Genomic DNA, 10891 nt, shown 5'->3' on the forward strand with positions numbered 1-10891 from the left:
GCCATCATGGCGGGGAGTCCCTGCCGGTCCTGCCGGGCAACTCCCCTGCGCTTTCTGTACAGAAAGCGGATTGGGGGCCCACGGAGGCGGGGTAGGCGGAGCGGGTGGCCCAGCAGCAGCACGATCAGATGACGGACGACCGGGTTGCCCTCGTGACCGGCGCCTCCAGCGGCATCGGCCGGGCGACGGCGGTGCTGCTCGCGCAGCAGGGCGCCAGCCTGGTGCTGCTCGCCCGCAGCGAGCAGTCGCTGGCCGAAGCTGCGCAGGAGTGCAAGGCCGCGGGCGCCCGCGCCGTGGAGGTGGCCGCCGTGGACGTCAACGACCGGGCCGGGGTGACCGCCGCCGTCGAGGGCGCGGTCAGCGCCTTCGGCCACCTGGACCTGGTGGTGCACGCGGCGACGGTGATGGCCTACGGGCGCGTGGAGGACCTGTCGCCGGAGGTGTTCGAGCAGGTCGTGGACACCGCGGTGCACGGGACGGCGAACGTCGCCCGGCCCGCCCTGGCGGCCTTCCGGGCCCGCGGCCGGGGCGACCTGGTGATCGTCAGCTCGCTGCTGGCGTCGGTCACCGCACCGACCATGGGCGCCTACTGCACCGCGAAGTGGGGCCAGCTGGGCCTGATCCGCACCCTGCAGCAGGAGACCCGGGACGCACCCGACGTGCACGTGTCGGCGGTGGCCCCCGGCGGGGTCAACACCCCGATCTACTACCAGGCCGCGACCGTGCTCGGGAACACCGGACACCCGCCGCCGCCGGTGTACACCCCCGAACGCGTGGCCCGGGCGGTGCTGGACCGGGTCGGGCACCCGCGCAGGCTCAAGCAGGCGGGGATCGCCAACCCGCTGGTCATCGCCGGGTTCCGGTTGCTGCCACCGGTGTACGACGCGCTGGTCGGGCCGCTGCTGAAGGTGTTCGGCATGGCCCGGGACAGCGTGCCGCCCACCGACGGCAACGTCTTCGCACCGGTGCCGGACCAGGAGCGGACCAGCGGCCCCTGGCGCGCGATCTGACCGCTGCCGGCGTCGACGGGCCCCGGCGGCCGGGGCCCACCGGCTCCCGTCCGGGCCGGAGCAGGACAGGTCGGCGCGGGCAGGGTGGCATCCTGGGCTCGGTGCCGTCGCTGCCCTCGAGCAACCTGCCCGACCTCGCCCGCCGGGCGTTCCGCGCCCGGGTGTCCGGGGACCCGACCGGCGCGCCGGACTGGGTGCGTGACATCGCCCTGGTCGGCACCGGCGAGGGCTGGTTCGAGCCGGACGGCGTGGTGTGGCACGTGCACGGTGACCTGTCGACGCTGGTCGGCGGGGTGGGCGCCCTGCTCGGGCAGGGTGCGCACCCGCTGGCGCTGGCCGGGGTGCAACGGCACTCCGCCTACCAGCTCGACCCCTGGGCGCGACTGGCCGGCACCGCCCGCTGGCTGGTGGTGAGCACCTTCGGCTCGGCGGAGCTGGCGGAGCGGGAGTCGGCGCGGGTCCGCGGCATGCACACCCGGGTGCGCGGCACCACCGACGACGGCCGGGCCTACTCGGCCGGCGACCCGGACCTGCTGCGCTGGGTGCACCTGGCGTTCACCGACGCCTTCCTCGCCGCACAGGCCGCCGTGGGCCGGGACCTCCGCGGCCGGTTCGGCCCGCGCTGGCCCGACACGTACGTCGCCGAGTGGGCGCGCAGCGCCGAGCGGTTGGGCGCCACCGACCTGCCGTCCAGCGAGAGCGAGCTGGCCGAGGCGCTGGCCGCGTACGCGCCGGTGCTGGAGCCGGTGCCGGCCGACCTGCGCCGGTTCCTCGCCGGCCCGCCCGGGTTGAGCCCGCCGGAGCAGCTGTTCTACCGGGGACTCAGCGCCGCCGCGGCCCTGCTCGTCTCCCCCACCGTCGCCCCGCTGGCCGGCGTGCCCGGCCGGGGCGTGCGGGGTCTGCCCGAGCGCGGGCAGCTCGCCGTCACCCGCGCACAGCTGCGCGGGCTGCAGCTGGCGCTGGGCAGCCACAGTCCCTCGGAGGAGGCGGCGCGGTACCGGGTCGGCATCGGCCCGGCCCCCGCCTGGGCGGGGTGACCGCCGGGGTCGGCTCCGACCGCAGCGAGGCGGGTCCGGGTGGGACGGGGAGCACGCCGGCGCGGGCTCCCGCCCAGCGGTCGTGCGCCGCGTCATCCTCGGGCGGCGCGCAGGTGGCCTGGGGGAGCAGGCACCGGACACCCGGCACCGGGCTCGGGGCACACTGCTCCTGAGCGCGCCGGCCGCGCCCGGGAGGCGAGGAGACATCGTGGACCCGGCACCGTCGCTCGACCGGTTCGTCGCCGAGCAGCGGCGCCCGCTGCTGGCCACCGCGTACCTGCTGACCGGTGCCGACGCCCCGGCCGCGGACCTGGTCACCCGGGCGCTGGTCTCGGCGCGTCCGGTGTGGCGGCGGCTGCCCCACGACGCGGACGCCGGCGCGCGCCGGGACGCCGCCCTCACCGGGCTGGTGCGGGCCCACCTCGGCCGGTGGGGCCGGTGGTCCCGCGGGGGCGGCACCGTGACCGGGGCCTCGGCGGCGCCGTGGTGGGTCGCCGAGGCCGACGCAGAGGCCGCCCACCGGCTGTTGGCCGCGCTGGACCGGCTGGAGGACCGGGCCCGCACCGCCGTGGTGCTCCGGCACCACGAGGGGCTCGCCGCGGCGGACGTCGGCCGGCTGCTGGGCGAGCCCGACCCCGCCGGCCTGCTGGCCGCAGCCGAACGCGAGCTCGCAGCCGAGGTGCCCGACCCGTCCGCGCTGGGCGCCCGGCTCGACGGCCTGGCCGCGCTCGGCGACCACAGCACGCTGGACGACGAGGCCGCCGTCAGCGGCGTGCGGGACCGGGTCGCCGGGCGCCGCCGGCGGGCCGTGGGCGTGGCGGCGGTCGCGGTGGCGCTGGTCGCCGGCGCCGTGCTCGCGCCGGACAGGCCGGCGACACCGCAGGGCTCGTCCGTCGCCTCGGCCCCGCCGGCCGGCCCGCGACTGCCGGACTTCGGGGACCTGTACGGCGCGCCCACCCGCGGCTCGCTGGCCGACGACCGGGCCTTCCTCGACGCCGTGCTCGCCCGCGAGCCGGGATCACCCGAGGAGAGCTCGGACCGGCGGGTGGTGTTCGCCGGCGACGCCGCCGGGCTGCGGTGGGTCCTGGTCGCAGCCCGGTCACCGGGCAGCGTGGAGAGCCGGCTGTTCACCGGCCCGGCCGGCACGCCGGCCGCGGACCTGGAGGTCGCCTCGATGTCGTCCTCCGCCACAGCAGACGGGGCACTGGGCCTGACCGCCGAGGCGGACGGCGCGCTGGCCGTCCTGGTGCTGGCCGGCCGGGACGACGAGATCGCGATCAGCCCCGGCGTCGACGTGGCCCCGGACGGCACCGCGAGCCGCTCCTACCGGCCGGTGGAGACCAGCCGGGGCGTGGCCGCCACCCCCATCGTCCGGACGACGGCCGCCGGGGTCCGGTTCACCGTGACCCGGGACGGCGTCACCTCGGAACCGCGGTTCGCCTCCTTCGGGTCCTGGTCCACGCCTGCACCGGCGCCACCCCCGCCCCCGCCCCCGCGATCGGGCACCGTGGTCAGCGCGGACGCCGTGCACCACGTGGCCGACTCCGCCACCTCGGCCACCGGCTGGTCCGGCGACGACGTCACGGTGACGGTGCTCGGCTCCGGGACGTTCGCCGCGGAGGGCGCCATGTCGGCGGAGGGCGTGGTCGTCGCCGTCACGCTGCCCAACGGAGCGGTGGTCACCGCGGCGGGCTGGGTCCGGGTCGAGGCGAACGGCAGCAGCCTGGCCTCGTGCGGCTCCGCGCTGCACCCGGCGGGCACCGACCTGGACACGCTCGTGGTCGCCGCCGGGTGCTCGCTGTACGACACGCAGTCCACGGCCGACCCGACACTGGTCGTGGTGGCCGCACCGGCGGGCACCCCCGACGCGACGCTGTCCGCCTCGACCGGCACCGTGCCCCCCGCCGTGCTGCCGCTGCCCGGCGGCTGGGGCGCGGTCGTGGACGACACCCGGTCGGTGGACCGGGTGGACGTCGGTGGCCAGGTGATCACGCTCGACCCGGGCGCCGACCCGCTGCAGATCTGAGCGACCCGGTGCCGACCCGCGGGGCGCGCCGGCACCTCTGCCCGTCGACCACCGGCCCGGTCGGTCAGCGGCGGGCGCTGTCCACCGGCAGGTCGACCGGGCCCACCTGGTCGACCGCGGCCACCACCGGCCGCTCCCCCAGCTTGACCAGCACGATCCCGGTCAGCACCACCACGGCACCGATGCCCTGCACGACCCCCGGCTGCTCGTCCAGCACGGCCCATGCGAACAGCACGGCGAACAGCACCTCGGTCAGCCCGGTGAACGAGGCGAGCCGCGAGCCCAGGCGCTGCACCGCCGCGACACCGGACGCGTACGCCAGCGACCCGGCGAGCAGCGCCAGGCCGAGCACCGGGACCAGCCAGCTCGTCGTCCGGCCGGCGAGCACGACGTCGGCGGTGCCGCTGGACCAGGGCAGCAGCTGCACGGCGGCGGACAGGCCGAGCACGCCGGCGCCCACGGCCATCCCCGCCCACGCGGTGACCAGCGGCGGCAGGGCGTCGTCGGTGCGGCCGGAGACCACGTAGTAGACCGCCAGGCCCACCGCGGCGAGCAGGCCGTAGACCACGCCGAGCGCGTCGATCCGGGCGCCGCTGGCGACGTCGAGCACCAGCACCAGCCCGCCGACGGCGACGACCACGCCGGCGGTGGTGACCGCCGACGGCCGCTGCCCGGTGCGCGCCCAGGCCCACAGCACCACCAGCACCACGCCCGAGTACTCGAGCAGCAGCGCGACGCCCACCGACAGCCGGGAGACCGCCAGGAAGTAGGTCAGCTGGCACCCGGCCACCGCGAACACCCCGAACGCGAGGACGCCGCCGAGGTTGCCGCGCAGCAGCGACCACCGCCCGCGCAGCTGCAGCAGGGCCAGCGGGCTCAGCACCAGGGCGGCCACCCCGACCCGCACGGTGACGGCGGCGCCGGCCGTCCACCCGGCGTCCAGCAGCGCGCTGGCGAACACGCCCGAGGTGCCGAAGGCCGCCGCGGACAGCAGGGCGAGCAGCCAGCCGGATCGACGGTCCACGTCGCACCACCTCGCTTGTCAGTGGTCACGAGCCCGACGCTCCTGACCTGTGCCTGACCCTAGCAGCTGTAAGGTGTGATCATGGCTTTCGCCCATGACACCGAGGCCGGCCTGTCGGCGGCCGCGGCCCTGGTGAACACCCTGGGCCCACCGGACGGGCTCGCCGACCTGCCCGCACTGGCCGCCTTCGTGGCCGCCGAGGGCTGGACCGGCCGGCTGCGCGCGGACGACGAGGAACTGGCCGGGGTGCGCGCGCTACGGCCGGTGCTGCGCGGGCTGTGGTCCGGCGACGAGGACCAGGTGGTCGCCCTGGTCAACCGGCTGCTGCGCGAGGGGCGGGCACTGCCCCAGCTGGTCCGGCACGACGACTGGGGCTACCACGTGCACGCCACCTCCGATGACGCGCCGCTGGAGATCCGGATGGCCGTGGAGGCCGCGACGGCCGTGGCCGACCTGGTGCGGGCCGGCGAGCTGTCCCGGCTGCGCACCTGTGCCCGGCCGGACTGCGCCGACGTGCTGGTCGACCTGACCCGCAACCGCTCCCGCCGGTTCTGCGACGAGACCTGCGCCAACCGCGAGCACGTGGCCGCCTACCGCGCGCGGTCCGCCGCCTCCCGGCCCGGCTGAGCGAGGATGGGCCGGTGACCGACGTGCGCACCACCACCTCCGCCGACGTCGCCGCCGTCACCTCCGCCGACGTCACCGCGGCCGTGCACCGGCTGGCCGGCGTCGCCGAGCGCACTCCCCTGCAGTGGCACGCCCGGCTCTCCGCGCTGACGGGTGCTGCGGTGTGGGTCAAGCGCGAGGACCTCCAGGTGGGCCGCTCGTACAAGGTGCGCGGCGCCTACAACACGATCAGCCGGCTGGACGCCGCCGGCCGGGCCGCCGGCGCGGTGTGCGCCAGCGCCGGCAACCACGGCCAGGGCGTGGCGTACGCCTGCCGCACCCTCGGCGTGCGCGGCCACGTCTTCGTGCCGCGCACCACGCCCCGCCAGAAGCGGCAGCGGATCGCCGCGCTCGGCGGGGAGTGGGTGCAGCTGGTCGTCGTCGGCGACAGCTACGACGAGGCAGCGGCCGCCGCGCTGGCGTACGCCACCGAGTCCGGCGCGACGCTGGTGCCCGCCTTCGACGCCGTCTCGACCGTCGCCGGCCAGGCCACCGTGGCCGTGGAGGTGCTGGAGCAGCTGGCAGAGGTTCGGGGTCAGGGCAGCCGGCCGGGCCACGCCCCGGACGTCGTCGTCCTGCCGGTGGGCGGGGGCGGACTGCTGGCCGGCTGCGGCAGCTGGCTGCGCGAGCACGCGCCGGAGACCCGGCTGGTCGGTGCCGAGCCCGCCGGCGCGGCCAGCATGGCCGCGGCGCTGGCCGCCGGCGGCCCGGTGGAGCTCGCCGACCTGGACACCTTCGTCGACGGCGCGGCCGTGCGCCGGGTCGGCGACGTCACCTTCCCGCTGGTCCGCGACTGCGGCGCGGAGCTGGTCGCCGTCCCCGAGGGCGCGATCTGCACCGAGATGCTGGAGCTGTACCAGGTCGACGGGGTCATCGCCGAGCCCGCGGGGGCGCTGGCCACGGCCGCCGTGGCGTCCGGCGCGGTGACCGTCGACCCCGGCTCGACCGTGGTGTGCGTGCTGTCCGGGGGCAACAACGACGTCAGCCGGTACGCCGAGGTGGTCGAGCGCTCGCTGGTGCACCGCGGGCTGAAGCACTACTTCCTGGTCGAGTTCCCGCAGGAGCCGGGTGCGCTGCGGCGCTTCCTCGACGAGGTGCTCGGCCCGGACGACGACATCGTGCTGTTCGAGTACGTCAAGCGGGACAACCGGGAGACCGGGGCGGCGCTGACCGGCATCGAGCTGGGCTCGGTGGACGGCCTGCCGGCGCTGCTGCGCCGGATCGAGGACAGCCCGCTGCGGATCCAGCACCTGGCGCCCGGGACGACGGCCTACCGCTTCCTGGTCTGAGCGACACCCCACCACTCGCGGGCTCGCGGCGGGACCCTGCACGGGGCCGAGCGGCCCGGCGGCTGTCTGCAGAACCGCCGGACCTGAGCCCGTCGCGCGGCCGGCCGCGGAGGTGCCGTGGCCTGACCGTAGCCCCCGACCGGCACTCCCGGCAGGGTCGGAGGTCCCGCCCCGGCGCATCCTGCCGGACGCGCCGCGCCCGGCTCAGCGGGCGTAGCGCACGGCGGCGCGCTCGCGGGCGCGGGCGGCGTCCACCTCGCGGTCCCGCGGGGGCGCCGAGGTGACCAGCTCGGCCAGCAGCCGCTCCGTGACCGCGGCGACCTCGGCCACCGCACGGTCGAAGGCGGCAGCGTTGGCCTGCGAGGGCCTGGCGTACCCGCTCACCTTGCGCACGTACTGCACGGCGGCGGCACGCACCTCGTCGTCGGTGGTGCCGGGGTCGAGGTTGTGCAGGGTCCGGATGTTGCGGCACATGGCGCCGAGCGTAGGAGGAGGACCCCGTCGCCCCCCACCGTCCGCTCCGCGAACGGCCGGTCCCTGCGATGGAGCCGATCGGCGTGACCCCGATCACCCCACAGGGCGTGCAGCGATCTACGCTCCGGCTCGAGCACCTGACACCGGGTGCCACGAGACCGCACTGGAGCAACGATGCCCGTCACGACCCGCGCCTCGATCATCCGCTCGTCCCCCGGGACCTACGAGACCGTCGAGCTGCAGCTCGACGACCCGCGCACCGGGGAGGTGCAGGTGAAGCTGGCCGCCTCCGGGCTGTGCCACTCCGACGACCACCTGCAGACCGGTGACCTCCAGGTGTTCACCTACCCCTTCTGCGGCGGACACGAGGGTGCCGGCGTGGTGACCAAGGTCGGCCCGGACACCCCCGGCTTCGAGGAGGGCGACCACGTCGTCTTCTCCTTCGTGCCCTCGTGCGGGCGGTGCCCGGCCTGCCGGCGAGGCGACTTCAACCTCTGCGACACCGGCGCCAACCTGCTGGTGGGCTCCCGGCCGGACGACCCGACCGACTTCCGGATGCACCTGGACGGCCAGGACGTCGGCCAGATGTGCGGGATCTCGACGTTCTCGGAGTACACGACGGCCGCGGTCGCGTCGGTCGTCAAGATCGACAAGGACATCCCGCTGAAGTCCGCGGCGCTGGTCGGCTGCGGGGTGCCCACCGGCTTCGGCTCGGCGGTCAAGGCGGCCGGCGTGAAGCCCGGCGACACGGTGATCGTCATGGGCATCGGCGGGATCGGCATCAACGCGGTCCAGGGTGCGGTGGCCGCCGGCGCGACCAACGTCGTCGCCGTCGACCCGACGCCCTTCAAGCGGGAGAAGGCGCAGGAGTTCGGCGCCACGCACACCTACGAGGACATCGCGCAGGCCACCGAGTTCGTCCAGTCGATCACCAACGGCCAGGGGGCCGACTCCTGCATCATCACCGTCGGCGTGCTCAAGCCCGAGCACCCGGCTCAGGGCCTGGCGTCGATCCGCAAGGGCGGCACCGTCGTCGCCACCGGGCTGGGCAGCATGGCCGACATGGCGCCGATCTCGATGTTCGACCTGACGCTCATGCAGAAGCGGCTGCAGGGCGCGATCATCGGCGCGATGAGCCCGCACGCCGACATCCCGCGGCTGCTGGCGATGTACCAGGCCGGTCAGCTCAAGCTCGACGAGCTGATCACCAAGGAGTACACCCTCGACCAGGTCACCGAGGCCTACGAGGACATGCACGCCGGCAAGAACATCCGCGGCGTCATCGTCTTCTAGGCCGCCGTGCAGGGGCCCGGGGCGAGCGTCAGCTCGCCCCGGGGGGCACGGGGGTCCTTCTTCCCGCTGCCCCCCACCACGAGCAAGCTCGCGGCGGGTCCCTGCAGCGGGGCCGTTCCAGCTGGCTCGTGGGCCGGGGCCTGGGCGCTCCGCGCCGTCGGTCTCAGCTCACGAGCGCGGGCTGGGGGGCGCCGAGGACGGTGGTGGCGCCGGTGACACCGGTGGCCAGCGCCCGGCTGATCACCAGGCGCTGGATCTGGTTGGTGCCCTCGAAGATCTGCATGACCTTGGCCTCGCGCATGTACCGCTCCACGGGGAAGTCCCGGGTGTAGCCGAAGCCGCCCAGCACCTGGACGGCGTCGGTGGTCACCTTCATCGCGTTGTCGGTGGCCACCAGCTTGGCGATCGAGGCCTGCTGGCCGTAGGGCAGGCCGGCGTCCTTGAGCCGGGCGGCGTGCAGCGTCATCGCCCGGGACGTCTCCACCGCCGCGGCCATGTCGGCCAGCAGGAAGCCCAGGCCCTGGTGGTCGATGATCGGCTTGCCGAAGGTCTCCCGCTCCTTGGCGTAGGCCACCGCGTCGTCCAGCGCGCCCTGTGCCAGGCCGGTGGCGACGGCGGCGATGCCCAGCCGGCCGGCGTCCAGGCCGGCCAGCGCGATCGGCAGGCCCTGCCCCTCCTCGCCGAGCCGCCGCTCGGCCGGGATGCGCACGCCCTCGAACCGCATGGTGGCCGTCGTCGAGCCGGTCAGGCCCATCTTGTGCTCGGCCGGGTCCGCCGACAGCCCGGGGGCGTCACCGGGCACCAGGAAGCAGGAGATGCCGCGCGAGCGGTGGTCGGACGTGCGGGCCATGACCTTGTAGAAGTCGGCCTGCCCGCCGTGCGTGGTCCACGCCTTCTCCCCGGTCAGCACGTACTCGTCGCCGTCCCGGACGGCGCGGGTGCGCATGGCGGCGGGGTCGGAGCCGGCGTGCGGCTCGGACAGGCAGTAGGCGCCCAGCAGCTCACCGGCCAGCATCTCCGGCAGCCAGCGCTGCTGCTCCGGCGTGCCCACGGTGGCCAGCCCGAAGCAGGACAGCCCGTGCACGCTGACCCCGACGCCGACGCTGGCCCACACCGCTGCGATCTCCTCCAGCACCTGGAGGTAGACCTCGTAGGGCTGGCCCCCGCCGCCGACCGACTCGTCGTAGGGCAGGCCGAGCAGGCCCGCCCGGCCCAGCGTGCGGAACACCTCGCGCGGGAAGGTCTCGCTCGCCTCCGCCTGCACGACCCGGGGCGCCAGCTCCGACCGGGCGAGGTCCCGGGTGAGCTCGAGGAGGTCGGCGGCCTCCTGGGTCGGGACGAGTCGACGGACCGGCATGCAGCACCCCCAGGTCGGTCCACCCGATGGGCCGGCGGACGCGGATCAGTACTGTCGGACTGTACGCAGTACCGCTCCGTCGGTGCCGGGAGCCGCCGAGGAGGACCGATGACCAGCACGGGCACCCTGCGCGGTACGGCCCGGCGCGCCGAGGTACTGGACCAGCTGGTCGCGGTCGTGCTCGCCGACGGGTTCCGGCACCTCACCCTGGACGAGATCGCCCGCCGCCTGCACTGCTCCAAGTCCACCCTCTACGGCATCGCCGCGAGCAAGGAGCAGCTGGTCGTCGCCGCCGTCCGGCGGTTCTTCCAGCGGGCCACGCTCGCCGTCGAGAGCCGCGCGGCCGGCCCGACCGACCACCGCCGGCAGCTGGGCGAGTACCTGCTCGCGGTCAGCGAGCAGCTGGGCCCGGCGTCGGCGGCGTTCTTCGCCGACATGTCCGCCTTCGCGCCCACCCGGGAGATCTACCAGCGCAACACCCAGCTGGCCGCCGGGCGGGTGCGGCAGCTGGTGTCCGGCGGAGTGCGGGCCGGCACCATCCGGCCGGTGCACGCGGCCTTCGTCGGTGCCGCCGTCACCCAGGTCATGGGTGCGATCCACCGCGGCGAGATCGCCACCGCCACCGGCCTGGACGACGCCGCCGCCTACCGCGAGCTCGCCGCCCTGGTCACCGCAGGAGTCGCCCCACCGGTAAGGTGAGCCTTCCCTGACCGAT

The 10891-nt window shown here is 75.8% G+C and carries 10 protein-coding genes; 7 read left to right on the plus strand and 3 right to left on the minus strand.

The window, feature by feature from the left end; genetic code table 11:
- Positions 1-128: 128 nt before the first annotated feature.
- The 3 genes from G1H19_RS04050 (at position 129) to G1H19_RS04060 (ending at position 4073) form a co-directional block, all read left to right on the plus strand.
- A complete protein-coding gene (locus tag G1H19_RS04050; RefSeq protein WP_152730322.1) occupies positions 129-1010 on the plus strand; it encodes an SDR family NAD(P)-dependent oxidoreductase in 882 nt (293 codons plus the stop codon).
- 101 nt (positions 1011-1111) lie between these two features.
- A complete protein-coding gene (locus G1H19_RS04055) occupies positions 1112-2047 on the plus strand; it encodes an oxygenase MpaB family protein (RefSeq protein ID WP_162393287.1) in 936 nt (311 codons plus the stop codon).
- Positions 2048-2255: 208 nt separating this feature from the next.
- Entirely contained in the window at positions 2256-4073 is a 1818-nt protein-coding gene (locus G1H19_RS04060; RefSeq protein ID WP_152730323.1) for a SigE family RNA polymerase sigma factor, read from the plus strand.
- 64 nt (positions 4074-4137) lie between these two features.
- Here the strand turns inward: G1H19_RS04060 and G1H19_RS04065 are convergent, their stop codons facing one another.
- Entirely contained in the window at positions 4138-5097 is a 960-nt protein-coding gene (locus G1H19_RS04065; RefSeq protein ID WP_162393286.1) for an EamA family transporter, read from the minus strand.
- A gap of 81 nt (positions 5098-5178) precedes the next feature.
- Between G1H19_RS04065 and G1H19_RS04070 the strand changes: the two genes are divergently transcribed.
- Complete coding sequence (locus G1H19_RS04070) at positions 5179-5724, plus strand: CGNR zinc finger domain-containing protein (RefSeq protein ID WP_152730324.1); 546 nt, start codon at positions 5179-5181, stop codon at positions 5722-5724.
- A 14-nt stretch (positions 5725-5738) separates the two neighbouring features.
- Positions 5739-7052, plus strand: coding sequence for a threonine ammonia-lyase IlvA (gene ilvA, locus G1H19_RS04075; RefSeq protein ID WP_235928225.1), 1314 nt, complete (start codon positions 5739-5741; stop codon positions 7050-7052).
- 204 nt (positions 7053-7256) lie between these two features.
- Here ilvA and G1H19_RS04080 read toward each other — a convergent pair whose 3' ends face one another.
- Positions 7257-7526, minus strand: a complete 270-nt coding sequence (locus tag G1H19_RS04080) for a DUF2277 domain-containing protein (RefSeq protein ID WP_152730326.1) — start codon at positions 7524-7526, stop codon at positions 7257-7259.
- 174 nt (positions 7527-7700) lie between these two features.
- Here G1H19_RS04080 and G1H19_RS04085 point away from each other — a divergent pair, with 174 nt between their 5' ends.
- A complete protein-coding gene (locus G1H19_RS04085) occupies positions 7701-8819 on the plus strand; it encodes an NDMA-dependent alcohol dehydrogenase (protein WP_152730327.1) in 1119 nt (372 codons plus the stop codon).
- Between the two features lie 163 nt (positions 8820-8982).
- Here the strand turns inward: G1H19_RS04085 and G1H19_RS04090 are convergent, their stop codons facing one another.
- Positions 8983-10176: an acyl-CoA dehydrogenase family protein gene (locus G1H19_RS04090; protein WP_152730328.1), complete on the minus strand. Its 1194-nt coding sequence runs from the start codon at positions 10174-10176 to the stop codon at positions 8983-8985.
- 108 nt (positions 10177-10284) lie between these two features.
- Between G1H19_RS04090 and G1H19_RS04095 the strand changes: the two genes are divergently transcribed.
- Positions 10285-10875, plus strand: coding sequence for a TetR/AcrR family transcriptional regulator (locus tag G1H19_RS04095; RefSeq protein WP_152730329.1), 591 nt, complete (start codon positions 10285-10287; stop codon positions 10873-10875).
- Positions 10876-10891 lie beyond the last annotated feature (16 nt).

It is taken from the genome of Goekera deserti, from assembly GCF_010685995.1.
Lineage (GTDB): Bacteria > Actinomycetota > Actinomycetes > Mycobacteriales > Geodermatophilaceae > Goekera > Goekera deserti.

Coding starts and splice junctions, on each gene's coding strand:
- G1H19_RS04070 (WP_152730324.1), top strand. CDS start 5,179: ATGGCTTTCGCCCATGACACCGAGGCCGGCCTGTCGGCGGCCGCGGCC.
- G1H19_RS04095 (WP_152730329.1), top strand. CDS start 10,285: ATGACCAGCACGGGCACCCTGCGCGGTACGGCCCGGCGCGCCGAGGTA.
- G1H19_RS04080 (WP_152730326.1), bottom strand. CDS start 7,526: ATGTGCCGCAACATCCGGACCCTGCACAACCTCGACCCCGGCACCACC.
- G1H19_RS04090 (WP_152730328.1), bottom strand. CDS start 10,176: ATGCCGGTCCGTCGACTCGTCCCGACCCAGGAGGCCGCCGACCTCCTC.
- G1H19_RS04050 (WP_152730322.1), top strand. CDS start 129: ATGACGGACGACCGGGTTGCCCTCGTGACCGGCGCCTCCAGCGGCATC.
- G1H19_RS04085 (WP_152730327.1), top strand. CDS start 7,701: ATGCCCGTCACGACCCGCGCCTCGATCATCCGCTCGTCCCCCGGGACC.